The sequence below is a fragment of the Paraclostridium tenue genome (assembly GCF_039521565.1).
Taxonomy (GTDB): Bacteria; Bacillota; Clostridia; order Peptostreptococcales; family Peptostreptococcaceae; genus Paraclostridium; species Paraclostridium tenue.
This window is the reverse complement of record NZ_BAAACP010000006.1, coordinates 93,049-118,617: the sequence shown is the minus strand read 5'-3', so window position 1 is coordinate 118,617 and position 25,569 is coordinate 93,049. Positions and strand designations below refer to the sequence as shown.

Genomic DNA, 25,569 nt, shown 5'->3' with positions numbered 1-25,569 from the left:
TAACCCCTTTCTATTTAAAAAAGTTAATTATATAGTATATAAAACCACATAAAACAGAAGACCCTATACCATATACTAGCACTGGTCCAGCAACTTTAAATAAGTTAGCTCCTACTCCTAGTACATATCCTTCTCTTTTATACTCCATAGCTGGAGATACTATAGAGTTTGCAAATCCAGTTATAGGTATAATCGATCCAGCTCCTGCTCTTTTTCCAAGTAAATCATATATACCAATTCCTGTTAAAAGAGCTCCTATAAAAATTAAAGTCATAGATGTAGCTCCAGCTGCTTTAAGTTTATCTAGTCCAAAATTCATGTACGCATCATTTATAGCTTGCCCAATTACACAAATTATACCTCCAACTATAAATGCTAATATATAATTTTTAGCATATGTAGGCTTTGGACTTATTTTATCAACATATTCTTTATAGTTTTTGCCCATTTTATAACCTCCTATAAAATACTTTTATATAATGTTATTATTTAACAAAATAAAAAAAATAAACCCTAAATTTTAAGGGTTTATTTATCCTATATATGATTTTAATTTTGATAATACTTTTTTTTCTATTCTAGAAACTTGAACTTGTGATATATTTAGCAATTCTCCTATTTCACTTTGTGTTTTATCTTCAAAGTACCTAAGCATTATTATTTGTCTTTCTCTTTTATCTAATTTTCCCAATACCTCTTTTAGTAATAAGTTATCTATAACTTTTTGTTCTTCATTTTCTCCTTTTAAACTGATTTTATCAATTAAACATATAGGTGCCCCTTCTTCTTCATGTATAACCCCATGTAAATACTCTACAGCGAAATTAGATTCTAGTGCCATAACTAACTCTTCTTTATCTACACCTACTATCTTAGATAATTCATCTATTGTAGGTTCCCTACCTAGTTTTTTTGTTAAAATTTCAGTTTGTGTTTTAGCTTTTATTGCAACTTGTTTTAAAGATCTTGATACCTTTATCATGCCATCATCTCTTAAGTACCTTTTTATTTCTCCTAAAATCATAGGTACCGCATATGTAGAAAATTTCACGTTAAACTTCGGATCAAATTTATATATAGACTTTATAAGTCCTATAGATCCTAATTGAAATAAATCATCTCTGTCATATCCTATATTTAAAAATTTAGACACAACACTTCTAACCAATCCTAAATTACTTTCTATTAGAATTTCTTTTGCTTGTTCATCTCCATTTTGCACAAGTTGTATTAATCTTAAAGTCTCTTCATGGCTAAGCAATCCCTTTCTTTCTTCTTTATTGGTAGTTATCCCCATAATAAAACCTCTATTCTATATTAGATGAATCTATTTTCTTTTTCATAATTACCTTAGTTCCTTCTCCCTTTTTAGAGGAAACTTCTATATTATCCATAAAACTTTCCATAACAGTAAATCCCATACCAGATCTTTCTAATTCAGGTTTAGATGTATATAATGGTTGCATTGCCATATCTAAATCTTCTATTCCATTTCCGAAATCTTCAACTGAAATAGTAATAGTTTTGCCTTCTATTTCACATCTTATATTAACAAATTTACTTTCATCTTCATCATATCCATGTATTATTGAATTTGTAACAGCTTCTGAAACAGCAGTTTTTATATCTGCAATCTCATCTAATGTGGGATCTAATTTAGATGCAAAAGATGCAACTATTACTCTTGCAAAACTTTCATTTTCTGATTTTGCTGAAAATTTAACTTCCATAATATTATTCATTTGCCACGCCTCCTAAAAAAGAACTTAAAGCATCTTCATAAGTGTTATGAATTTCTATAATCTTATTCATACCTGATAAATCAAAAATCTTTTTTACTCTTGGATTTATATTTATTACAGCTACTTTACCACCTTCACTAGATACTCTTTTATATCTTCCAATTACAACTCCAATTCCTGAAGAATCCATAAAATTCATATTCTTAAAATCAAAAATTATATTTTTTATTTGTTTTTCCTGTATTATATAATCTATTTCTTCTCTTACTTCGTTTGATATATGATGATCTAACTCTTTGCTTAGAAACTCAACTTTTAAGTTTTTATTATCCAATGAAAAATTTATCATTAGTTCCCCTCCTAACAGTTTTAAAAATAATACTTTGTATTCAATTCTATAAATTAAATTATTATCCTTCAATAATATTTAAATAGTTTTGTTTTATTGTATCAAAAATTTACATATTTAAATATTATGTAGTATACTAAATTAAATTTGGAGGAATAATAATGGATTTTATAGACAACAAAGTTTCTAATCGACTTGGAGGTCCATCATTTTTTGAAGATAATAATAAACTTTATAAATTCGAAAAAGTAAAAAAACTAACCAAAGAAGTTCAATCTAAGTTTCCAAATATAAAACTTATTGATATGGGTGTAGGAGAACCTGATAAAATGGCTCATAAATCCCTTGTAGATATATTATCAATTGAAGCTGGTAAACCAGAGAATAGGTTCTATTCAGATAATGGGATTATTGAATTTCAAGAAGCAGCTTGTAAATATTTAGAAAAAGTATACAATGTAAAAAACATTACTACTGAAAATATAGTACACGGTATAGGTTCAAAACCAGTTTTAGCTATGCTTCCACTTTGTTTTATAAATCCAGGAGATATATGCCTTATGCCAGCACCTGCATATCAAGTTCTTGGCACATATTCAAAATATATAGGTGGAGAAACCTATAACTTACCTCTATGTCCTGAAAATAATTTCTATCCAGACTTAGATAATATCCCTAATGAAATAAAAAAAAGAGCCAAATTATTATATTTAAATTATCCTAATAACCCTACTGGTCAGGTTGCAACTAAAGAATTTTATGAACATGCTGTTAAATTTGCTAAAGATAATGATATTTTAATAATATCAGATTTAGCCTATGGGCCTTTGACTTATGGTGATTGTAAACCTCTTAGCATTCTAAGTATAGAAGGATCTATAGATGTTTGCATAGAAATTCACTCTTTATCTAAAGCTTTTAATATGACTGGATGGAGATTAGCTTTTGTTGTTGGATCTAAAAAAGCAATGAAGGTATATCGCACTGTTAAAGGTCATACAGATTCTGGCCAATTTAGGGCTATTCAAAAATCTGGAGCCTATGCTCTTAATAATTTTAATTTAATAGAGTTAAATAAAGATAGATATTTAAGACGATTTGATCTTTTAATCGATGTTTTAAGACAAGTTGGATTTAAAGTTGATAAACCTAAAGGCGGATTTTATTCTTACGTACCAATACCCATTGGCGTTAAAGATGGAATAAGATTTAAAAATGCAGCGGAAGCTAGCCTTTATATACTTTCAAATGCATTAATATCAACAGTTCCTTGGGATGATTGTGGTAACTTTTTAAGATTTTCTGTTACTTATGATGCTAATTCTTTATCTGATGAACTTAAAGTTATGGATGACTTAAAAAACAGACTTTTATCTCTTAATTTGGAATTTGAATAAATTAAAAGAGGATATCTTTAAAGAAATCCTCTTTTAATTTATTATTTTCTTCTCTTAGAATTTGCTCTTTCTATATTAACTTTATTTCCTTTTATTTTTATGTTTTTCATTTTGTCTAGAACTTTTCTAGTATGTTTCTTTGGAACTTCAACAAATGTATATTTATCATATATATCTATAGTTCCAACTAACTTTCCAGGTATTCCAACTTCTCCAGCTATAGCTCCAACTATATCTCTAGCTTGAACTTTTTGTTTTCTACCTACATTTATAAATAGTCTAGTCATTCCTGATTCAGCGCCTGTATCATATGATTCTTCTACTATTTCTTCTTTCTCTTCATCCCCTAGGGCTAATTTAACTAAAGCTGCTGCTATATCTAGTGTATCATAATCTTCTTCTTTGCAGAAGTTTTCTAACCATTGAACTTGCTTTGTTAAGTGACCTTCTTGTATAGTAGATTTAACTTGTTCAAAGAATACACTCACTTTTTTCTCTTCTACATCTGATATTGATGGTATACTGTGTTTTTCTAATTTAGATTTAGTATATCTTTCTATGTCTTTCATTTTTCTCTTTTCTTTTCCGAATACAAAAGAGAATGAAACTCCAGTTCTACCCGCTCTACCAGTTCTTCCTATTCTGTGTACATAGTACTCTTCATCTTGTGGTAAATCGTAGTTAAATACTGCTTCAACATCATCAACATCTATTCCTCTTGCAGCTACATCTGTAGCAACTAATATATCTATTGTTCCATTTCTAAACTTATCCATTACTATGTCTCTTTGAGTTTGCTTTAAATCTCCATGTAATGCATCTGCAAAGTATCCCCTAGCTTGTAAATCGCTAACTAATTCATCAGCACCTCTTTTAGTATTACAAAATACAACTGATAACTTAGGATTATATACATCTATTAATCTACATAATACTTCTAACTTGTTAGCCGACTTAGTTTCTATATAATATTGTTTTATATTCGGAACTGTAAGTTCTTTTCTAACTATCTTTACATGCTCAGGATCTTTTTGGAATCTCTTTGTTAAATCTAAAATTCCTTTTGGCATAGTAGCAGAGAAGAAAGTTGTTTGTCTATCTTCTGGAGTCTTATCTAAAATCATCTCTATATCTTCTCTAAATCCCATATCTAACATTTCATCCGCTTCATCTAGTATAACCATTTTAACTTTATCCATCTTTAAAGTCTTACGATTTATATGATCTATAATACGACCTGGAGTTCCTATAACTATTTGTACTCCACTTTTTAAAGATCTTATTTGTCTATCTATAGGTTGTCCTCCGTATACAGGTAAAGTTTTTATCCCGTGCATGTACTTACCTATTTTTCTTATTTCACTTGATACTTGTATTGCTAATTCTCTTGTTGGACATAAAACTACTGCTTGTAGACTCTTATCATCTGGGTCTACCATTTCTAATATAGGTATACTAAATGCTGCTGTTTTCCCCGTACCAGTTTGAGCTTGCCCTATAATATCTACTCCTGTAATTATTTTTGGTATTGCTTGAGCTTGTATTGGAGATGGTTCTTCAAATCCCATTTCTAATACAGCTTTTTTTATGTTTTCATTTATTGGTAAATCATCGAATTTAACTATATTCATATATTGTTTCCTTTCCGTAATCAATTTATATTAACTTTATCAATTATATATTTATTTCATATATTATGCAATTAATATTTTATCCTAATGGTAAATAAGGTATTCAGTATAAATCAAAAAATAAGGTATGTTTAAACCATACCTTATTTTTTAATCTATATATGTAAAGTATAAAGTTGATATATATATTATATATGTAAGTATCATAAATAACCCTTGAAATCTATAAATTTTTTGCTTAATAAATGTAGGTATTATAAGTATTAATAAAAGTAATATCATAAATGGAAAATCTATCATCGAAGTTTGCTTAAGTATAGGTATGTCATTTATAAATGCTGATACTCCTACAACTGAAACTATATTTAATATGTTAGCCCCAAGTATATTCCCAACAGAAATTGCATTGTGATTTTTTCTTATAGCTGTCAAACATGATACTAACTCAGGAAGTGACGTTCCAAGTGCTATAACAGTTAAACTTATAACAGCTTGTGGCACTCCTACAACTTCTGCAATTTTAATTCCATTGTTAACTAATAATCTTGACCCTATAATCATCATTGATATACCGATTACAAACATGAATAATAATTTTATTATATCTGATGATTTATTATATTCTATATTTGTAGTATTACTAGTTCTTCTTGATCCTGTTTTCGGAATACTATTATAGTTACTTATCATGTAAATAATTAATAACCCAACTAAAGCCATAGCATCCACTTTTCCTATTGTTTTATCCATACCTAAAATAATCAATACTGCAACAGATATTATTAACAATACAGATTTTGAATTAAAAATCTTCTTATCTACCTTGAAAGGTTTAATCAATGCTACTAATCCAAGTGCTAATCCTGTATTGCATATTATAGAGCCTATTGCATTTCCAAGACTCATTGTAGTATGTCCTTGTATAGATGCAAAAGCTGATACAGTTAATTCTGGAAATGTAGTTGCTAAACTAACTATAGTTGCTCCTAAAACTATTTCTGGTATATTCGTTTTTTTTGCTACAGAAATAGTAGATTCTATAAAAATATCCGCACCTTTAGTTATTAATACAAATCCTAATAAAAATAAGATAATTGTAAATATCATTTTATCCCCCCTAATAATATACATATTCAGTTTACTTATTTATTTATGTATATTTAATCTATTTAAAAATAATTTAAATTATTCTTAAAATTCGTGTTTATCACACTTTTCCCTGGGTATTATATGAATATACAAAAGATGTCAAAATAAAACACAATTCAAAATTTTGATTTAAAATTTTGTATACAAAATACTAATTCTGTGTTATGATTATATTGTTTAAAAAATATCTAGCTAGATTTTATAAATATAAATTAATTTGAACACACATAAAACTTAAGGAGGCTATCAACATGAATGCATGGCAAGGATTCAAAACTGGTAGATGGACTAAAGAAATAAACGTTAGAGAGTTCATACAATTAAACTACACTCCATATGAAGGAAATGATTCTTTCTTAGCTGGAGCAACTGAAAATACTAAAAAATTATGGAACCAAGCTCTTGATCTTTTCAAGAAAGAAAGAGAAAACAATGGTACATTAGATGTAGACACTGATACAGTATCTTTAATAGATGCTTACGGTCCTGGATATATAGAAAAGGACTTAGAAACAATAGTTGGGGTTCAAACTGACGCTCCTTTAAAAAGAGCTGTAATGCCATTTGGTGGAATAAGAATGGTTGAAACTTCTTGTGACGCTTATGGATACAAATTAAATCCTGAAATAAGTGAAATATTCACTAAATATAGAAAAACTCATAACCAAGGTGTATTCGATGCTTACACTCCTGACATGAGAGCTGCTAGAAGTGCTGGTATAATAACTGGATTACCAGATGCTTACGGTAGAGGTAGAATAATAGGTGACTACAGAAGAGTTGCTTTATACGGTGTTGATAAATTAATACAAGATAAATTAGATCAAAAAGCTTCATTAGAAGTTAGATGTATAGATGAAGAAGTAATAAGATTAAGAGAAGAAATATCTGATCAAATAAAAGCTTTAGAAGCTTTAAAGAGAATGGCTGCATCTTACGGATTCGACATATCTCAACCAGCTACTAATGCAAAAGAAGCTGTTCAATGGACTTACTTCGGATACTTAGGAGCTGTTAAAGATCAAAACGGAGCTGCAATGTCTTTAGGTAGAGTTTCTACTTTCTTAGATATATACTTCGAAAGAGATTTAGCTGCTGGTATATTAACTGAAGAGCAAGCTCAAGAAATAATGGACCACTTCGTTATGAAGTTAAGAATGGTTAGATTCTTAAGAACTCCTGAATACAACGATTTATTCTCTGGAGACCCAACTTGGGTAACTGAGTCTATAGGTGGTATGGGATTAGATGGTAGAACATTAGTAACTAAAAACTCATTCAGAATGTTAAATACTTTATATACTCTTGGACCATCTCCAGAACCAAACTTAACAGTATTATGGTCTACTCAATTACCAGAAGGATTCAAAAACTTCTGTTCTAAAGTATCAATAGACACAAGTTCTGTTCAATACGAGAACGATGATTTAATGAAACCTTACTGGGGAGATGACTACGGTATAGCTTGTTGTGTATCTGCAATGAGAATAGGTAAGCAAATGCAATTCTTCGGAGCTAGAGTTAACTTAGCTAAGACTTTATTATACGCTATAAACGGTGGTATAGATGAGAAGAAATTAAAGCAAGTTGGACCAAGATTTGAGCCAATAACTTCTGAATACTTAGACTACGATGAAGTTATGGAAAAATTCGATATGTTTACTGATTGGTTAGCTAACTTATATGTAAATACATTAAATGTAATCCACTACATGCATGATAAGTATTCTTATGAAGCATTAGAAATGGCTTTACATGATAGAGACGTATTCAGAACTATGGCTTGTGGTATAGCTGGTTTATCAGTATGTGCTGACTCATTATCTGCTATAAAATACGCTAAAGTTAAAACTATAAGAAATGAACAAGGTGTTGTTGTTGACTTCGAAGTTGAAGGAGAATTCCCTAAATACGGAAACAACGATGACAGAGTTGACGATATAGCTGTTCAATTAGTTGAAAACTTCATGAACAAGATAAGAAAGAACAAAACTTACAGAAATTCTTATCATACTCAATCAATACTTACTATAACTTCAAACGTTGTTTATGGTAAGAAAACTGGTAACACTCCTGACGGAAGAAAAGCTGGTGAGCCATTTGCTCCAGGAGCTAACCCAATGCACGGAAGAGATAACAGCGGTGCTTTAGCTTCATTAGCATCAGTTGCTAAATTACCATACGAGCATGCTCAAGATGGTATATCTAATACTTTCTCTATAGTACCAGGTGCTTTAGGAAAAGATATGACTGAAAGAATAAACAACTTATCATCAATGATGGATGGATACTTCTCTCAAGGAGCTCATCACTTAAACGTTAACGTATTTGATAGATCTACTTTAGAAGATGCTATGGAACATCCAGAAAAATACCCTCAATTAACTATAAGAGTTTCAGGATACGCTGTAAACTTCATCAAGTTAACTAGAGAACAACAATTAGACGTTATAAACAGAACATTCCACGGAAAAATGTGCTAGTATATAACTTGTTAAAATTGTAAACATATTATAAAACAATCATTTATCAAAGTATATTCAGAGTGCAAACCTCATCAGTTTGCACTCTTTTTTTATTAAAACTTACATTAAATTCTATTTAAATAGACATTATAAGTTTAATGGATTATAATAAGGGTATAAAGTATAATGTATACAGAAGATTAAAAATGATAAATGAAATTTTAGTATAAATTTTTATAATTGAAGAGGTGGATAAAATGGTAAAAGGTAGAGTTCATTCAATAGAAACATTTGGTACTGTAGATGGTCCTGGTATAAGATTTATATTATTTATGCAAGGCTGTCCATTAAGATGTAAATACTGTCATAATAGAGATACTTGGGATGTAAAAGGTGGTAAAGAGTATACAGTAGATGAAATAATGACTGAAGTTAATAAATATGCACCTTATATGAAGTTTTCAGGTGGCGGATTAACAGTTTCTGGTGGCGAAGCTACTCTTCAACCAGAATTCTTAGAGGAATTATTTAAAAGAGCAAAAAAAGATGGTGTGCATACATGCTTAGATACATCTGGATTTGTAAATATAGATACTATCGACCCAATACTTGATTATACTGACTTAGTTTTACTTGATTTAAAACATATGGTTTCATCTAAAGCTAAAGATTTAACAGGAGTTGGAATTGAGAAAACACTAGAATTAGCTAGGCATTTAAGCGATAGAAATATACCTGTTTGGATAAGACACGTTCTTGTTCCTGGTGTAACAGATGATAGAGAAAACTTAGAACTTATGGGTAAATTTATATCTACTCTAAAAAATGTAGACAGAGTTGAACTTTTACCTTATCATACTCTAGGTGTTCATAAATGGGAGAACCTAGGATTTGAATATGAATTAAAAGGTGTTCCTGATGCAACAAAAGAAGACGTTGAAAAAGCAGCTAAAGTATTAGCTGAGTTTGGAGTTAAAGTTCATAGTAAATAAATAAAAAAGTCGTAGTTACATTACTACGACTTTTTTATTTAGAATTCAAATACTTCAACTTCCATATTATCTATAGCATCTTGTATTAATTTTTCTACATCTAATGATGATTCTGATTTCTCTATTCTATCTAGCTTAGGCTTTGTAACAGGATTTTTTGGTGAGAACACTGTACAACAGTCTTCTTCAGGTATAACAGAAGTTTCAAACGTACCTATACTTTGTGCTATTTTTATTATTTCAGATTTATCCATAGCTATTAAAGGTCTAAATACAGGTAAAGTAATAGCTGCATTTGTACATGTTAACCCTTGTATTGTTTGAGATGCAACTTGTCCTATACTTTCTCCAGTAACTAATGCATCACAAAATCTCATTTCTCCTACTCTCTGAGCTATTTTCATCATAAATCTTCTTGATATAATAGTCATCTCTTCTTCCTTACATGACATACCTATAGCTTTTTGTATTTCTAATATATTAACTTTATGAAGTCTTACTTTCCCACAGTACTTAGCTAATATTTGTGCTAAATCTCTTACTTTTTCTTGTGACTTTTCACTTGTGAATGGGTAACTGTGGAAATGAATAGCTTCTATTTCAACTCCTCTTTTTGCAACCATCCATGATGCGACAGGACTATCTATTCCTCCTGATAATAAAGACATTGCTCTACCATTTGTTCCAACTGGAAGTCCTCCATAACCTGGAACTGTATCGCTATATACCATAACATGATTTTGTCTGTATTCACAGTGTATAGTTGTTTCTGGATTTCTAACATCAACTTTTATTCTATCTTTAACATTAAATACTAAAAATCCTGCTATATCTCTACTCATTTCTTGAGATGTTAATTCAAGACTTTTATCTCCTCTTCTAGAACTAACTTTAAATGATTTTGAACCTTCTTCTATTTTTTCTTCTAATAATTTTAAAGCTAATTCTTTTAATTTATCATAGTCTTTTTCAGCTCTTATACCTGGACAAACACCTACAACTCCAAATACTTTTTTTATCTCTTCTAATACTTCTTCGTAATCTTCTGAATACTCTCCTAAGTCTACATATATTCTTCCGTATTCTTTATAAACATTAAATTTTCCTATAGGAGATAACATATTTTTTATATTTTTTATAAGTTTATTTTCGAATATATATCTATTCTTTCCTTTTACTCCTATTTCTCCGTACTTTACAATTGCTATATTATACAAATTTATCACCTCTTGATTATCTTCTTTTTATTATCATTCTAAGTTCTTCTACTGATTTTTTAATTATCTCACATGCTTGATTTATTTCATCTCTTGTCGTCATGTCAGATAAACTAAATCTTATAGCACCATCTATTTCTTCAGGCGTAAGTCCAATCGCATTTAAAACATGACTTCCTTTTTTCTTAGAAGAACATGCAGACCCTGTAGACACAAATATACCTTGCTGAGCTAAATGATGTAATAACACTTCTCCTCTAACTCCTCTAAAAGATATATTTAATATATGACATACACCGTCTTCTGGAGAATTTACTTTTATATCATCTATATTATTTACTATATAGTCTTTTAATAAAATTTTTAACTCATTTATATTTTCAATTTTAGAATTTAAATCTGACATTATTATATTAACAGCTTCTCCTAATCCATATATACCAGCTACATTCTCAGTACCAGATCTAATTCCAATTTCTTGACCTCCTCCAGTAAGCATAGGTTTTATTTTGTTACTATCTTTTATGTACATAAATCCTATACCCTTTGGTCCATGTAACTTATGTCCACTAACGCTCATAAAATCTATATTATATCTAGATGGCTTAAAATTAATTTTTGCAAATGACTGAACTGCATCCACATGTAAGTATACTTTTTCCTTTAAAGTACTTAAGTATTTTCCAACTTCTTTTATAGGTTGTATGCTCCCAATTTCATTATTAACATGCATCATACTAATTAATATAGTAGTATCTTTTATTGCATTTTTTACATCATTTATATCTACTACACCTTTATCATTAACTTTCAAATAAGTTACTTCAAATCCTTGATTTTCTAAATCCTCCATAGTTCTTAATACTGATGGATGTTCTATATTTGTGGTTATTATATGATTTTTTCTTTTTTTATTAAGATTTGCAACGCCTCTTATTATAGTATTGTTAGCTTCTGTACCTCCAGATGTAAATATTATTTCTTTATCTTTACATCCGATACTTTTAGCAATTTCTTGTCTTACCTTCTTTATATTTTTTTCAACTTCTACACCCTTTTTATGAACAGCTGAAGGGTTTGCATAGTCTATAGTAAGTGCATATACCATCTTATCTACAACTTCTTTGTATGGCTTAGTTGTGGCACTATTGTCTAAGTATATATCCATACTAATACACCAACTTTCTTTTATTTAAATTCTATTGTTATATTCTTTATTTTATTGTCCCAATTAACACTATAAATTATCATATAAATTTAGTGAAACTTTTACTATTATACCACTATTTGAGCTTTTTTTATATACTAAAGCCGTGATAATCCAATACTGACTACAGTATAATCTAGTTTTTATATATTATTTTGACTTAAATCAATATTTTTTAAATTTTTTTGTCAAAATTATTGATTTTTCTGTCGAATCTTGTTATTATATATATATGGTTATCCCCCTGATAACCTTAATTAAAATCTCTATTCCCAATACCCCTTTTAAATGAATATACTACATTCATTTAAGTCCTACTTCTTAACGGAAAAGAAGTAGGTTTTTTTATGCTTAAAATTAATAATTAATTTTAATTAAATATATTTTCGAAAACTATTGATTTTTCTGTCGAATCTTGTTATTATATATATATGGTTATCCCCCTGATAACCTTAATTAAAATCTCTATTCCCAATACCCCTTTTGAACGGATAGACTTTATATCCAATATTAAACTAACAACGGAAGTTAGTTTAATGCAAAAAGAGCTTCCCCAAGCTCTTTTTTTGTGCTTAATTCTACATTTATTTATGTTTTTTTGATATAATTTAATATATATAAAAAACTAAGGGGGGGCAATAATATGCACAATAAGAAAAAAGTAGCAATAGTCTTTACAGGTGGTACAATTTCAATGACTGTAGATGAAAAGATAGGAGCTGCTATACCATCTTTATCTGGGGAGCAAATTATGTCTATGGTAACTAATATAGATAAAGTTGCTGATATAGAGGTGTACAATTTTGATGAAATTCCAGGACCTCACATGACTCCAGAGAAAATGTTAAACTTAAGAAATTTCATAAATGATATACTTTTAAGTGAAGATATTTCAGGTGTTGTTGTTACACACGGTACTGATAGTTTAGAAGAAACTGCATATTTCTTAGATTTAACATTAGATTCACCTAAGCCTGTAATAGTTACAGGAGCTATGAGAAGTAGCGATGAACTTGGTTATGATGGTCCTAGCAATCTTGCAGCAGCTGTTTGTACTGCTATATCTGATGAGGCTTATAATAAAGGTGTCTTAGTTGTTTTAAGCAATGAAGTTTTATTAGCATCAGAAGCTACTAAAACTAATACACTTACTTTAAATACTTTCAAGTCTTTAACATGTGGTCCTTTAGGTATAATAGATTGTGATAAACTTGTATTATCTAGGGACATTGTTAATAGACAAACTATAGTTGTTGATAAGGTTGAACCTGATGTTGCACTTATAAAATCTGGTGTAGGAATGGATGAATCTTTTATTAAATTTGCAGCTGATAAAGGATGCAAGGGTATAATTATCGAAGCTATGGGTAGAGGTAATATCCCTCCAGGAATGCTTAAAGGTGTAGAATATGCTAGAAGCAAAAATATACCAGTTGTTATAGCAACTAGATGTCATTCAGGTAGAGTCTTTGACAGTTATGGTTATTTAGGCTCTGGTAGAGATTTAAGAAATTTAGGATGTATATTTGCAGGAGATTTACCAGGTCAAAAAGCTAGAATAAAATTAATGGTTGCCTTAGGTAAGACTAATGATTTAAATGAATTGAAAGATATATTCGAAAAAGGTATTTATTATTAAAATTTATAAACTATCTAAAGTTTTGTATTTTATAATAGCCTTTAACTATTTATATAAATAAAAGAGATATATTAAATATATCTCTTTTTATTTACTCTGATTTATTTATAATCCCATTTTTAAAACAAATAGAATAATCTAAGTCTTTTGTCCCGCACTTAAACTTAACTTCTATCATTTTTCCATCCTTGCCTGTTATAACTCCATTACCAAATTTCCTATGAACTATATTATCACCTATTTTTATAGCTTTAATATCTTCTTTTGTAGGAGATTTAATGTCATCTATGAATCTAGATTGAAATACCTTACGGCCATATTTATTTTTAGGAGAACTTATATAAAGCTCATCTTGTGCTCTAGTTATTCCCACATATAATAACCTTCTTTCCTCTTCTATAGCTGATTTTCTTTTATCTTCATCTTCTATATCATAAGATTTTTCATGAGGTATTGTACCTTCATTTGCACCTATTATATATACATATGGAAACTCTAAACCTTTAGCACTATGCATAGTTGTAAATATTACACCTTCTGAATTTTTATTGTTTCTATTTTCAACTATTTCTGATTTGACTTTTTCTATATGTTCTAAATAATCATTTATAGTCTTAAAATGTGTAGAAGAACTTTCTAACTCGTTTAATATTTCAATTAATCCATTTGGTTTTATTTTTCTATTACTACAGTAATCTAATACATATCTATCGTAGTCTAAACTAGTTCTTATATATGATATTGCATTTTTTGGCGATAATGTCTTTAAGTAACTTAAATCTATTTCTAAATCGTTTAATGTTTTTACTTGTTTAGGATGTAAACCTCCTTTGTTTATTAAAGCTCCTATAAAATCTCTATCTTCACTAGCTAATTTTATACTTTCCTTAGATATATATCTAAATGGTTTATTTATAATTCTTATCCAATCTTCATTTAAAGTTGTATCTATTCCCAACCTTAAATATGCTAACAAATCTTTAGCAACCCAATGATCATATATTGTAACTATAGAATCTCTAACTACAAAAGGTATATGCATATCCATAAATACATCAACTAAAGCTCTAGACTGTATATTAGTTCTATATATAACAGCAAAATCATCATAGTTAACACAATTATCTTCACATTTATTTAATATATCTTTTGCGATAAACTTCGCCTCTTCTTCTGAATCTTCTGTACTTATATATTTAACTATTCCCCTTTCATCTCTATCGCACTTTATTGACTTTTCATATCTATTTTCATTATTTTGTATTAGCTTATTAGCAATATCTGTTATTCCTTTTTTAGATCTATAATTTATATCTAATATATACTTTTTACTATTTTTAAAATACTGTTCAAATTCTAATAAAAAGTCAGGTCTAGATCCTCTAAATCCATATATACTTTGATCTTCATCTCCTACTACAAATATATTATTATTAGGACTTGAAATTAACTTTAGCACCTCAAATTGTACTTTATTTATATCTTGAAATTCATCTACTAAAATATATCTATATACATTTCTTACTCTTTCTAAAACTCTTTTATTATTTTTTAATAAGTAATATGTTTTTATAAGCATATCATCAAAGTCAATTTTTTTTAAACTTTCTTTATACTCCTCATACATATTGTAAGTTTTTATAAACTCATCCTTGCTAAGTATCTCAGAATCAAAATCTGATTTATCCATTAGCTCATTTTTCACATAAGATATTTCATTTATAACACTTAGTATAGTATCATCATCTTCTGCATTTTCTACGTTTAAATTTTTTAAAATACCTTTTATAGCAAATTTCTTACTCTTTTCATCTAGTATGCAATCTAACTCATATTTCTCAAAAAATCTTAGTATTCTAAAAAATACAGAATGGAATGTTCCGTAGTTTACACTGTTTAATCTAGCATCATGACTTAAACTAATAGCTCTGTTTTTCATTTCTGTAGATGATGCTTTTGTAAAGCTAATAGCTAAAATAGTTTTAGGATTTATATTATTATTTAAAACCATATTAACTATTCTATATGTTATCACCCTAGTTTTTCCCGATCCTGGTCCAGCTAAAACCATACAAGGTCCGTCTATATGCATAACAGCACTTTTTTGATTGTCATTTAATTTATTTATATCTATCATAATTTATCACCTTGAACTATCTTTATATTATTTTATAATTAATATTATATATCATATTTTTTAAAAAGGAGTAGTACTATGCAAGTTATTACTAAAACTTTAGATGATTTAATAGATATACCTGAAAACCACTTCATATTCGATATAGAAACTACAGGATTAAGTCCTAAATTTTCTAAAGTAATTTTAATAGGTATCCTTTATAATCATAAAAATAAAACTATAATAAAACAATACTTTGCTTCATCAGAGGAAAAAGAAAAAGATATATTATTAACTTTCATAGAAGATATAAAAAGTTTCAAAGGACATATAACCTTCAATGGAATTTCTTTTGATATACCTTTTTTAAACTCTAGATTTGAAAAACATAAAATTGATTATAATATGGATAAATCTAAAGATATTGATATTTTACGCCTTATAAAGCCTTATAAAGAAAAACTATCTCTATCTGATTGTAAACTAAAAACTATAGAAAAATACCTAGGTATAGAAAGGGAAGATACTATATCTGGAAAAGAAAGTGTTCAATTATATAAAGAATTTATTTTAACTAAAGATAAGTTATTAAAAGAAAAAATATTACTACATAATTATGAAGATATTTTTTATTTAGGTAAAATATTTAAAATTAAAGATGTTTTAGATGAAAAGCTTCATTATATAAATATATCAATAAATGATTTTGTATACAAAATTTTATTAACTAAATATAAGATTTCTAAATCCATATTAAGTCTAACCTTTATATCTAATGATAAGTTTAATTTAAATGTAAACTTATTTAGCGAAAACTATACTATTGCATCTGATGAATATAACTTATATCTTAATATTAATCTTCATACTGCAATAGATTCTAAAAGTAATAAAATTTTATTTTATAATCTAGGTTCTATTATACCAATCAAAATAAATGATGAATTTATAACTGAAAATATATTAGCTTTATCTAAATACATATTTTCTAAAGAATTTAATTATATAAATTAAAAAGACTGTTGATTTTATCAACAGTCTTAACTGGCGGAGAAGGAGGGATTCGAACCCTCGCACCGGTTAACCCAGCCTAATCCCTTAGCAGGGGATCCTCTTGAGCCACTTGAGTACTTCTCCGTATTCATCATTACTATATTTAAATTATATAATCTTAATATTAATCTGTCAACGTTTTTTGTAAAATTTTATTTAAATTTATGTAATAATAAAAGGGAGAATCTCTCCCTTTTATTATTACATATGTCTTTTAGCTTCCAACAGATTCTCATTTGCTTGTCTTAAACACTCTATAGCTTTTTCTATATTAACCGCAGTTTCTTCTTTACCCATTTCCCTTGCTTTATCTACCCATTCTCTAAATCCTTCTTCATGAGATTCATTATGATTTACCCAATGTACTAAAAGTATATTTAAAGTCTTCTCATATTTATTTTCTTGTGATGCTCCTTGAGAATGATAATGACCATGTTCATGCTCATGAGTTCCATGATGATATCTAATACTATCTTTATTTAAAATCATATTAATCTCCCCCTAAATTATTTTATATTAAATTCTTTTTTTATTAATTTAACTGCATCTTTAATTAAAAGTGCTAATGGCTTTCCTTCTAAACCTACCATCTCTATGTCTTCCGGCATAATAGGTAAAAGTATTTTTAATGCCTCACTAGTTGCTATAGATTCACTTATTTTAGATGTTACTTCTCCCATCATAGAATTAGGTATAACTACAGATATAGGCGCTACAACTATACTTGCCTTTTTTGTAGAAACGATGATAGCATTTTCTCCTGTTGCTCCCTTATTTGCATGTGATTTCATCATTGAACTTGTTGCTATTGAGTTAGTCCCTAGTGCATAGATTTCTATATAAGATGGTAATTCTTCTCTTAAAGATGTTACTATTTGAGCTCCTATTCCTCCACCCATACCATCAATAACTGCTATTACCATAATTTATCTCCTTGTTTTATCCATCGCTATGTAAGCTTTACATATTTTACTTATATTCATTTATTATTATTTTGTGATCCATAAGTTTTATTTCTTTTATTTCTCCATCTATTATTTTTTGATCTCCTAATAAATCTGTAAGATATACTTTTCCTTCATATGGGTCTATGCTCACTACATTGTCCATAACTCTTTCAAGTTTTTCTCCCCTTATAACATAAGCTGCTGATTCACACATAATACTTTCCCCCTTTTAATCTATTTTTATATCAAAAAAAGATTTCTTCAAGGCACTTCAAGTCCCTCAAAGAAACCTTCATGATTTCAGTTAACTATCTACTTTGAGTATATCATTGAAAATAATACAAAGTCAATTGATTAATTTACATTATTTACCTTTTATTTAAATGTTCTTCCGATATATATTTTTCATATAATTCATTAGCTAATTCATATTCATAATCGCTTATACCATCTTCTTCAAAACTTACATTAAACACATCTTCAAAACCTTTAATCAATGAATTTTCCAAACTTGTAATATCAATATTTTTTCCTAATTCATTTTCAATACCACTAGCTTTACTTAGAGTAAATTTCTTTGCTCTTTCTTTTAACTCTGGTGTTTTAGTTTTTATAACTTCAAATAAATCATCTACATTAAAATCTAGTACTATAGACCCATGTTGTAATATAATACCTTCTTTTCTGTGTTGAGCACTACCTACAACCTTTTTATTATTTATTGTTATTTCATATGATGAGTGTGCATTAAAACAAGCTGCCGAAAGTTTTTCTCTATTTATCCTTTCTCCCTTACTTAAATTATCAATATTTACGCCTTCAATATTTAATCCTTTTGCAATTCCTTCACTTATAAATTTATATGAAGCGTTTATACTTTTATCCATTAAGTTATTATCTTCACCTACTATTATAGAATATGTAAGTTCATTTTGATGCAATACAGCTCTTCCCCCGGTTATTCTTCTAACACAATCAATATTTAATTTTCTACATTTTTCTAAATCAACTTCTTTTTCTAAGCTTTGAAAGTATCCTATAGTCAAACAATGTGGATCCCAAGTATAAAATCTTAAAGTTGGTTTACTTTTTCCTTCTTTATAAGCTATCATGATTGCTTCATCTATTGCCATATTCATTGCTCCATTGAAAGCTTTATTTCTTATTAATCTCCAATTTTGCATTTTAAATTTCCCCTATTTTAAAATTCAATTCTTTTATTGCTAAATCTATTTCATCTTTATTTAGTTTTTTTGAATAATTATATATTGTGTGCCCTGGTCTTTCATTGTAATATGGTCTATTACAGTCTTTGCATCCTTTTATTTCAAATGGTAGTCCTTTTAAAATATCTTGTTTCATATAATCATCTATTTCTACAAATTCCAAATATCCATGTTTATTAAATTTAAAATAATCCCTGTTATATCCTTTATCAATCATGTATGTCATTAATTGAATCCTTCTATAACTTTCTATATTAGGCTGGCACACATTTTCCATTTTAGTACCTTTTACAGGCGTAAAAGCAAATAAACTTATTGTTATACTATAACTCTTTAAATTTTTATATAAATCATATATATCTTTATGAGTTTCTCCTAATCCAACTATTATGTGCGTGCTTATTTTATTAGGATACATAATCCCAGCTTCTTTAATAAAATCTATTTTTTCTTCAAAATTATTTCCTTTTATATTTTCATATAATTCTTTATTTGCAGCATCTATTGCTATTCCTATTTTGTCTACTCCAAGTTCAAAAAACTTATCTAAATCCTCCATATCTTCTAACTTAGCAGATAAAGATATAGGAATATTTAGATATTGATTTATATATTTTATAAATTTTGTTACTTCATCATATGATTCATCACTAGCCATAGATTGTATGCATATACGTTTAATATTATCCTTTTTATAATTTATAAATGCATCTAATATATCTTCTTTATCATACTCTGGCCATATTACTCTAGATAACTTATCTTTCCTACTACTACTTTCTATTGATTGAGAACAAAAAGAACATTTATTACTACACTTATTACCTATCATTATATATGCAGTAGTAGGAGGTATATCACTCTTACCTTTTTTCATTTCAAGCTCTATAGCAGTCCCAATAGATAATCTAATCATAATATACAACACTCCTTGCTCTCTATAACGTTTAGTTTCATTTCTTTTACTAATTCTCTACATTTTCTTGATGGTAAAACAATTTTATTTATCCCACATTCTAATGCTATACTGTCTAATAAATTCCTATATTCTCCTCTAGGCCTCATACACCCTAAATTTATTTTTGTTTTAGGAAGGTTTAACCTAGCTTCACATAATAAATCTGCGACTTCACTAATTTGAGGAGGTTTCACATTTTCATATTCAGTATTTTTAGTTGGAATTAAAACTATAAAAGTTAACTGATTTGGTCGATTTTCTTTTAAGTACTCAATAATTTCATATTCTCCTTTTATTTTTCCACCTTTCAATCCTATACATATATGCGGTGCTACATTTGTGTATTGTTGTATATATTCATAGGTAGATATATATTCATTTTTGCTTTTATTCATCTTATAAACTTCTTTTATTGTATCTTCATCAAATACTAAATCAAAAGATACATAATCTAAATACTTACATATTTTTTTTATATTTTCTTTGTTCATAAGTCCTATGTGCGAATTAAGTTTATATCCTTTATCTTTTAATTTTTTTATAATATCAATATATATTTCTATAGGTACATCTCCACCATGATTACAACCTCCACTTAACAAGATACTGGTAATATATCTTTTGTTTAAATTTTTTTCATAATCACTTATAGGAATCATATTTTTTAAATACTGTCCGTTACAATGCGCACACCCTAATCTACATTCATTATCTGTTGTACTTAAAGCTAGTGTTTGATTTGGATAAGCAAATTCTATATCATATCCAAAATTTTTAAGTTTTGTTTCGTATGCTAGTTTAATTTTTTCATTTGTATTCATATATTTATTCTCCTAGCATCTTTTTTACTGTTGGAAATTGTTCTATATTTGTGTGAGGTAGGAAACAAGCAGATATAAACTCATCCATATATGTTGGATATACACTTAACTCTACATATGTTAATTGATTGCCTATCCCTTTTAGTTTGTTTTTAGCATCATTACTTATTAAAGTTAAATATGCTCCTATTAACGAACTATTTCCTATATAATTAAATTTTTCTCTTTCTATATCTGGAAGTAATCCAATCATAATTGAATTTTCTATATTTAAACTATTTCCAATTCCTCCAGCAATTAACACCTTATCTACTACGCTAAAATCCATACCTAAACTTTCTATAAGAGTTGCTGCCCCTGAGTATATAGCACCTTTTGCTCTTATAAAGTTATCTATATCTACTTCATTTACAGTTATGTCATTTTCTATATTATATTCATCTTTAAAGGCAAGAACATATTCTCCTATATCATGTTCATTAAACCTTATTCTATTATTATTTAAATCTCTATTAATCTTACCTCTTCTATCAACTATGTCATTAATCATCATTTTACATATAAGATCTATTATTCCTGAACCACATATACCTACTGGCTTACAATCTCCTATAATTTTCAATTCAGGTTTTAAGCTAATTTTATCTATATCTATCTTTTCTATAGCTCCATTAGATGCTCTCATTCCACAACTTATACCTCCACCTTCAAATGCAGGACCAGCAGAACAAGCACAAGTCATCATATAATCTTTATTTCCAAATACTATTTCTCCATTAGTACCTAAATCTATAAAAAGTACATTTTCTTCACTAGTCCAAATTCCTGCTGATAATACTCCCGATGTTATATCACCTCCAACATAACTAGCTACTGAAGGTGCTAAGTAAATTTGTCCATTAGGATTTATATTTATACCTACATCCTTTCCTTCAAGATTTGGCGAATTCACAAATGGAGGTATATATGGTTCTTGTCTTAAAAAATCTGGATACACACCTAAAAATAAACTACTCATAGTTGTATTTCCAGCCACTATAAAAGAAATAACATTATTTTGATTTATACTATTTCTTTCATACATAGTTTCTAATAAAGGATTTATAGTTTCATCTATTATAGATTTTTTTAAATTTTCAAGGCCATCCTTTTTTGTAGAGTATATTATTCTATTTATTACATCTGCTCCATATTTAATTTGAGCATTTCCTGATGATGCTTTATCTATAATTTCATTATTATTTAAATCAACCAAGCAAACAACAACAGAAGTAGTTCCTATATCAACTGAAATACCATAAAGTCTGTCTTCTGTATTTCCAGATTCTATGTCAATTAAATATATATAATTAGGTTTTACTTCATATGTAATTGTAACTTTAAATTTATCTTTCCTAAGTGCTATGGGAACTTTTTTTAAAAATTCTATGCTAAAATCTATATTTTCATAGCCTAGATTATTTCTTATATATCTTTGTAGCCTATCTATATCACTTATATTGTCATCTAAATTAGGTTCTTCTAGCTCTATATATTTTTTTAATACATTATTTGTAAATTCTAATCCATTTTCCTTAAGCATATTTATAGATTTTTCAAATATTTTCTTATCATTATTTTTATCACTCCCTTCTATTTTCATATCATTTATAGACGATGATAGTTTAGAAGGAATTTCAATTTCTATATCTTCAATAATTTTACTCGCACATGAAAGTATATATCCTTGATTTCTTTCTTCATTACTTATATGTACATTCATCTCAGAATCTACATTTCCATGTATTAATTTAACCTTACACTTACCACAAACTATACTTCCATTACAAGGAGCATCTATAAATATTTTGTTATCTCTAATTACATCTAATAAATTATCCCCTTTACTACACTCAATCTCTTTTTTATGAGATGCTATCTTAACCTTAGCCAAAAGAACTCCCCCCTATAAAGCGATTTAATATTAAATTTTTTAATAAGTTATATATTCTATATGTTATATTGTATTACCTTGATTTTTCCTTATTATTGCTAAAAATTTAATGCTATCTAAAAAGCTGTATCAAAGTAAATTTTATTTAGTAATTTTACCTTGATACAGCTTATTTATTTCTATTCTAAACTAGACTCATATCTATCAGAGTTTAATAAACTTTCTAATTCATCATTATCTGATATCTTAACTTTTATTATCCATGCTTCATAAGGATCTTCATTTATAGCTTCTGGCTCATCTTCTAATGCTTCATTTATTTCAATAACTTCTCCAGATATAGGTGCTATTAAGTCTGATGCAACTTTAGAAGATTCTACAACTCCAAAATCTTCACCTTTAGTTATTTCATCTTCAATCTCAGGCATCTCAACAAATAATATTTCTCCCAATTGATCTTGTGCATAATCTGTTATTCCTATATAAGCATAATCATTCTCCAGTTTAACCCATGTATGTTCCTTACAGTATTTTAAACTTGGTACAACCTTCATATTTTCACTCCTTAAAAATTTACTTTTTTACATTACACATTCCATAGCTAAAGCTGGATGACCTTTTTCTTCTAGATATGCTAATACCCCTTCAGAATCAGTAGCTATTGTTTCATCACATATCATATCTGTAAAGTTTTCTATTCCATGTAATTCTTTCATAGTAGCATTTAATTTATCAGCAACATAATCTTTTAATTCTTTTGGCATCCACACTATTCTAGATGGTCCACCCTCTGCATAAGCAAATTTCTTAGAAGATATAAATTGTCTTCCATGCCCCATAAATCCTGGAGTTTGAACACCTCCACCTGTCATAGAAGCAAGTTCTCCAAACGTCATACCAACAGGAGTTATTCCAGCATATTCTCTATTAACTATAACAAATCCATTAGCTTCTGGCATTATACCGCATATACACTCAAAACATCCACAAGAAGTCATAGGATCTTCTAATATAGAGTAAAGTGTAACACTTTCAACGGCACCTTGAGATATATTAGCTACTTCATCATTTACTGATTGCCATATACCTTTTAAGTCGTCTAAACATTCACCTTTTACTATAGGTTGACATGGTCCTGTTTGATCTAATTCCTTAGTTGCCTTAGCATCTAACCAACTAACAGCTCCACAAAGACCAAGTCTTTCAGGTGTTACAACACAAACGTGTGCTGGTGCAAATGATTGACATAAGTTACAAGTGTAGAATTCTTCAACACTTTCATCTACTAGTGAAGCTAATCTTTCATCTCTTGATGTATATTTTGGAGTTGCATATTTTTCTTTTAGTTTAGCAACTTCATTTTCATCAGTTATTAAAGTTATTTGACACTTATCAACAACTGATTCAAATTCATCTAACATCTTGGTATATAAAACTTCTCCTATATGCTTTAATCTAAATCCTTTTTCAAATGCATCCTTAGATATCCTTACCCAAGTTATATCTCTTTGCCCAACATGCATTACACCTTCTATATAGTTTAAGAAATAGTGAAGTCTTCTTTCTAGTACAGGTTCAAAATCTTCTTGCATATTCTTACCAGCTATATCAACTACTACAGCAAGTGGTAATCTCACCACTCCATTTGCAGCTTCTAACTCGTCTATATCTTTACCTATTATTTCAATTTTATGGTCTTCAACTTCTGATAATTCTCTTTTTCTAACTAATTCCCAAGCTTCAGTTTTATTTCCACCAAACTCAGCATACATATCGTTTTTTCTTATTCTTTCACCTTCAAAAGCAGCTGCAAAAGATACTGGTATTGGAATTTCAGTAACTTTTATTTTTATTCCTCTAGCTTCTAAAGATGTTGCTACAAACTTATCATAATTCTTTTGAGTTAATAAGTTCATTGGAACTTCTAAAACATCTTGATCAGTTATAACTGGGAATCCTAATGCTATAGCTCCAGCTCCACAAGATACAACCAGGTCACTTAATGGACCAAATGCATTTACAAATGCAGGAACTCTTTTTGCAGTGTAATCTAATAATCCATTTAAATCACCAGGAGTTAAGTTTCCAAATATTAATGCAGCTCTTACTGCAACAGATACAACATGTATTACACTTGTTACATCATACCCTAAAGGTATAACTCTAAGCTCTAGACCCATTTTTGCTCCAGCTTCTATAGCTTGATCTATTACTTTTCCAACTAAGAACGTTAATAGCCCTTTAGATTGATAATCTTTGATTACATTAGCTGCAGTTTCTGGATCTGGACATTCTCCAAGTACAACTGCAACTCCAGGTATATCTCCTGTAACTAGTGGTACTCCAAGTGATCTTATTATTGGATCTGTTATATGTCCTGCACAAGGTTCATTATATGGAGTTTCATTTGTAGCATATTTTATAGCTTCTATAACTTCAGCAGCTAGTGCAGTAGCTAACCCAGCATTAAATACATGCTCTAATAAATGTGTCTTGTTTATTAAACTTTCAACAATTTCTAAAGCTGCTTCTAAGTCCCCTAGATTATTCATTTTTTTTCCTGTTGCGGCATATATACAAGGTAGTGAATATGCTGTATCAGGAAATTCTACTTTATGATCTTTTCCATGTTTTTCTATAGCTTCATTAAGTAATCCTTTTGCAGCTTCTAAAGCTTGCTCAGATCCATTAAAAACAGTACTGTACAAATTTTTCACTCTATTT

Annotated in this window: 23 protein-coding genes and 1 tRNA gene; 5 read left to right on the top strand and 19 right to left on the bottom strand. The window is 28.5% G+C overall.

Annotated features, from left to right (window positions below):
* Positions 1-10: 10 nt before the first annotated feature.
* The 4 genes from spoVAC to spoIIAA form a co-directional block, all read right to left on the bottom strand.
* Positions 11-448 (bottom strand): stage V sporulation protein AC, encoded by a 438-nt coding sequence (spoVAC, locus tag ABFX13_RS06395; protein WP_346044031.1) that lies wholly within the window; start codon positions 446-448, stop codon positions 11-13.
* 84 nt (positions 449-532) lie between these two features.
* Complete coding sequence (gene sigF / locus ABFX13_RS06390; RefSeq protein ID WP_346044029.1) at positions 533-1,297, bottom strand: RNA polymerase sporulation sigma factor SigF; 765 nt, start codon at positions 1,295-1,297, stop codon at positions 533-535.
* Between the two features lie 10 nt (positions 1,298-1,307).
* Positions 1,308-1,742, bottom strand: a complete 435-nt coding sequence (gene spoIIAB / locus ABFX13_RS06385) for an anti-sigma F factor (protein ID WP_346044027.1) — start codon at positions 1,740-1,742, stop codon at positions 1,308-1,310.
* On the bottom strand, positions 1,735-2,091 hold the full coding sequence (spoIIAA, locus tag ABFX13_RS06380) for an anti-sigma F factor antagonist (RefSeq protein ID WP_346044025.1): 357 nt from the start codon (positions 2,089-2,091) through the stop codon (positions 1,735-1,737). Before spoIIAA ends, spoIIAB begins: the two co-directional genes overlap by 8 nt.
* A gap of 161 nt (positions 2,092-2,252) precedes the next feature.
* Here spoIIAA and ABFX13_RS06375 point away from each other — a divergent pair, with 161 nt between their 5' ends.
* Positions 2,253-3,488, top strand: coding sequence for an LL-diaminopimelate aminotransferase (locus tag ABFX13_RS06375; RefSeq protein WP_346044023.1), 1,236 nt, complete (start codon positions 2,253-2,255; stop codon positions 3,486-3,488).
* A 41-nt stretch (positions 3,489-3,529) separates the two neighbouring features.
* Here ABFX13_RS06375 and ABFX13_RS06370 read toward each other — a convergent pair whose 3' ends face one another.
* Both ABFX13_RS06370 and ABFX13_RS06365 read right to left on the bottom strand, forming a co-directional pair.
* Positions 3,530-5,119 (bottom strand): DEAD/DEAH box helicase, encoded by a 1,590-nt coding sequence (locus ABFX13_RS06370; RefSeq protein WP_346044021.1) that lies wholly within the window; start codon positions 5,117-5,119, stop codon positions 3,530-3,532.
* Positions 5,120-5,269: 150 nt separating this feature from the next.
* Positions 5,270-6,226 carry a calcium/sodium antiporter gene (locus tag ABFX13_RS06365; RefSeq protein WP_346044018.1) on the bottom strand — a complete coding sequence of 319 codons (957 nt, stop codon included), beginning with the start codon at positions 6,224-6,226 and terminating at the stop codon, positions 5,270-5,272.
* A 293-nt stretch (positions 6,227-6,519) separates the two neighbouring features.
* On the opposite strand from ABFX13_RS06365, the gene pflB reads away from it, so the two are divergent.
* Together pflB and pflA are read left to right on the top strand one after the other, a co-directional pair.
* Entirely contained in the window at positions 6,520-8,751 is a 2,232-nt protein-coding gene (pflB, locus tag ABFX13_RS06360; RefSeq protein ID WP_147547144.1) for a formate C-acetyltransferase, read from the top strand.
* Positions 8,752-8,990: 239 nt separating this feature from the next.
* Positions 8,991-9,725: a pyruvate formate-lyase-activating protein gene (gene pflA / locus ABFX13_RS06355; RefSeq protein WP_346044015.1), complete on the top strand. Its 735-nt coding sequence runs from the start codon at positions 8,991-8,993 to the stop codon at positions 9,723-9,725.
* 38 nt (positions 9,726-9,763) lie between these two features.
* Here pflA and thiI read toward each other — a convergent pair whose 3' ends face one another.
* Positions 9,764-10,942 carry a tRNA uracil 4-sulfurtransferase ThiI gene (thiI, locus tag ABFX13_RS06350; RefSeq protein ID WP_147547140.1) on the bottom strand — a complete coding sequence of 393 codons (1,179 nt, stop codon included), beginning with the start codon at positions 10,940-10,942 and terminating at the stop codon, positions 9,764-9,766.
* A gap of 16 nt (positions 10,943-10,958) precedes the next feature.
* Complete coding sequence (locus ABFX13_RS06345; RefSeq protein WP_147547138.1) at positions 10,959-12,110, bottom strand: cysteine desulfurase family protein; 1,152 nt, start codon at positions 12,108-12,110, stop codon at positions 10,959-10,961.
* 682 nt (positions 12,111-12,792) lie between these two features.
* Between ABFX13_RS06345 and ABFX13_RS06340 the strand changes: the two genes are divergently transcribed.
* Entirely contained in the window at positions 12,793-13,788 is a 996-nt protein-coding gene (locus ABFX13_RS06340) for an asparaginase (RefSeq protein ID WP_346044011.1), read from the top strand.
* Between the two features lie 91 nt (positions 13,789-13,879).
* Here ABFX13_RS06340 and ABFX13_RS06335 read toward each other — a convergent pair whose 3' ends face one another.
* Positions 13,880-15,925, bottom strand: coding sequence for an ATP-dependent helicase (locus ABFX13_RS06335; protein WP_346044008.1), 2,046 nt, complete (start codon positions 15,923-15,925; stop codon positions 13,880-13,882).
* A gap of 78 nt (positions 15,926-16,003) precedes the next feature.
* Here ABFX13_RS06335 and ABFX13_RS06330 point away from each other — a divergent pair, with 78 nt between their 5' ends.
* Positions 16,004-16,921 carry a ribonuclease H-like domain-containing protein gene (locus ABFX13_RS06330; protein ID WP_346044006.1) on the top strand — a complete coding sequence of 306 codons (918 nt, stop codon included), beginning with the start codon at positions 16,004-16,006 and terminating at the stop codon, positions 16,919-16,921.
* 31 nt (positions 16,922-16,952) lie between these two features.
* Here the strand turns inward: ABFX13_RS06330 and ABFX13_RS06325 are convergent.
* The 10 genes from ABFX13_RS06325 to acsB all read right to left on the bottom strand — a co-directional run bounded on the left by ABFX13_RS06325 (position 16,953) and on the right by acsB (position 25,562).
* Positions 16,953-17,044 (bottom strand) — tRNA-Ser (locus ABFX13_RS06325).
* A 117-nt stretch (positions 17,045-17,161) separates the two neighbouring features.
* Positions 17,162-17,449 carry a DUF8180 domain-containing protein gene (locus ABFX13_RS06320; RefSeq protein WP_346044003.1) on the bottom strand — a complete coding sequence of 96 codons (288 nt, stop codon included), beginning with the start codon at positions 17,447-17,449 and terminating at the stop codon, positions 17,162-17,164.
* Between the two features lie 17 nt (positions 17,450-17,466).
* A complete protein-coding gene (locus ABFX13_RS06315; protein WP_147547127.1) occupies positions 17,467-17,883 on the bottom strand; it encodes a DUF3842 family protein in 417 nt (138 codons plus the stop codon).
* Positions 17,884-17,929: 46 nt separating this feature from the next.
* Positions 17,930-18,121 carry a CooT family nickel-binding protein gene (locus ABFX13_RS06310; RefSeq protein WP_346044000.1) on the bottom strand — a complete coding sequence of 64 codons (192 nt, stop codon included), beginning with the start codon at positions 18,119-18,121 and terminating at the stop codon, positions 17,930-17,932.
* A 154-nt stretch (positions 18,122-18,275) separates the two neighbouring features.
* Positions 18,276-19,091: a lipoate--protein ligase family protein gene (locus tag ABFX13_RS06305; RefSeq protein ID WP_346043998.1), complete on the bottom strand. Its 816-nt coding sequence runs from the start codon at positions 19,089-19,091 to the stop codon at positions 18,276-18,278.
* A gap of 1 nt (position 19,092) precedes the next feature.
* Complete coding sequence (gene lipS2 / locus ABFX13_RS06300; protein WP_346043995.1) at positions 19,093-20,049, bottom strand: LipS2 family lipoyl synthase; 957 nt, start codon at positions 20,047-20,049, stop codon at positions 19,093-19,095.
* Positions 20,046-20,912, bottom strand: coding sequence for a LipS1 family lipoyl synthase (gene lipS1 / locus ABFX13_RS06295; RefSeq protein ID WP_346043993.1), 867 nt, complete (start codon positions 20,910-20,912; stop codon positions 20,046-20,048). Before lipS1 ends, lipS2 begins: the two co-directional genes overlap by 4 nt.
* 4 nt (positions 20,913-20,916) lie before the next feature.
* A complete protein-coding gene (gene acsV / locus ABFX13_RS06290) occupies positions 20,917-22,845 on the bottom strand; it encodes a corrinoid activation/regeneration protein AcsV (RefSeq protein ID WP_346043990.1) in 1,929 nt (642 codons plus the stop codon).
* A 179-nt stretch (positions 22,846-23,024) separates the two neighbouring features.
* A complete protein-coding gene (gcvH, locus tag ABFX13_RS06285) occupies positions 23,025-23,399 on the bottom strand; it encodes a glycine cleavage system protein GcvH (protein ID WP_346043988.1) in 375 nt (124 codons plus the stop codon).
* 27 nt (positions 23,400-23,426) lie between these two features.
* A complete protein-coding gene (gene acsB, locus ABFX13_RS06280) occupies positions 23,427-25,562 on the bottom strand; it encodes an acetyl-CoA decarbonylase/synthase complex subunit alpha/beta (RefSeq protein ID WP_346043985.1) in 2,136 nt (711 codons plus the stop codon).
* Positions 25,563-25,569: the final 7 nt, after the last annotated feature.

What these genes read in the sequence shown, in the direction of transcription:
- pflB (WP_147547144.1), top strand. Translation starts at nt 6,520, where the DNA reads ATGAATGCATGGCAAGGATTCAAAACTGGTAGATGGACTAAAGAAATA.
- ABFX13_RS06365 (WP_346044018.1), bottom strand. Translation starts at nt 6,226, where the DNA reads ATGATATTTACAATTATCTTATTTTTATTAGGATTTGTATTAATAACT.
- ABFX13_RS06320 (WP_346044003.1), bottom strand. Translation starts at nt 17,449, where the DNA reads ATGATTTTAAATAAAGATAGTATTAGATATCATCATGGAACTCATGAG.
- ABFX13_RS06305 (WP_346043998.1), bottom strand. Translation starts at nt 19,091, where the DNA reads ATGCAAAATTGGAGATTAATAAGAAATAAAGCTTTCAATGGAGCAATG.
- spoIIAB (WP_346044027.1), bottom strand. Translation starts at nt 1,742, where the DNA reads ATGAATAATATTATGGAAGTTAAATTTTCAGCAAAATCAGAAAATGAA.
- pflA (WP_346044015.1), top strand. Translation starts at nt 8,991, where the DNA reads ATGGTAAAAGGTAGAGTTCATTCAATAGAAACATTTGGTACTGTAGAT.
- lipS2 (WP_346043995.1), bottom strand. Translation starts at nt 20,049, where the DNA reads ATGATTAGATTATCTATTGGGACTGCTATAGAGCTTGAAATGAAAAAA.
- ABFX13_RS06335 (WP_346044008.1), bottom strand. Translation starts at nt 15,925, where the DNA reads ATGATAGATATAAATAAATTAAATGACAATCAAAAAAGTGCTGTTATG.
- sigF (WP_346044029.1), bottom strand. Translation starts at nt 1,297, where the DNA reads ATGGGGATAACTACCAATAAAGAAGAAAGAAAGGGATTGCTTAGCCAT.
- ABFX13_RS06330 (WP_346044006.1), top strand. Translation starts at nt 16,004, where the DNA reads ATGCAAGTTATTACTAAAACTTTAGATGATTTAATAGATATACCTGAA.
- lipS1 (WP_346043993.1), bottom strand. Translation starts at nt 20,912, where the DNA reads ATGAATACAAATGAAAAAATTAAACTAGCATACGAAACAAAACTTAAA.
- spoVAC (WP_346044031.1), bottom strand. Translation starts at nt 448, where the DNA reads ATGGGCAAAAACTATAAAGAATATGTTGATAAAATAAGTCCAAAGCCT.
- ABFX13_RS06345 (WP_147547138.1), bottom strand. Translation starts at nt 12,110, where the DNA reads ATGGATATATACTTAGACAATAGTGCCACAACTAAGCCATACAAAGAA.
- spoIIAA (WP_346044025.1), bottom strand. Translation starts at nt 2,091, where the DNA reads ATGATAAATTTTTCATTGGATAATAAAAACTTAAAAGTTGAGTTTCTA.
- ABFX13_RS06375 (WP_346044023.1), top strand. Translation starts at nt 2,253, where the DNA reads ATGGATTTTATAGACAACAAAGTTTCTAATCGACTTGGAGGTCCATCA.
- ABFX13_RS06315 (WP_147547127.1), bottom strand. Translation starts at nt 17,883, where the DNA reads ATGGTAATAGCAGTTATTGATGGTATGGGTGGAGGAATAGGAGCTCAA.
- ABFX13_RS06340 (WP_346044011.1), top strand. Translation starts at nt 12,793, where the DNA reads ATGCACAATAAGAAAAAAGTAGCAATAGTCTTTACAGGTGGTACAATT.
- ABFX13_RS06310 (WP_346044000.1), bottom strand. Translation starts at nt 18,121, where the DNA reads ATGTGTGAATCAGCAGCTTATGTTATAAGGGGAGAAAAACTTGAAAGA.
- gcvH (WP_346043988.1), bottom strand. Translation starts at nt 23,399, where the DNA reads ATGAAGGTTGTACCAAGTTTAAAATACTGTAAGGAACATACATGGGTT.
- ABFX13_RS06370 (WP_346044021.1), bottom strand. Translation starts at nt 5,119, where the DNA reads ATGAATATAGTTAAATTCGATGATTTACCAATAAATGAAAACATAAAA.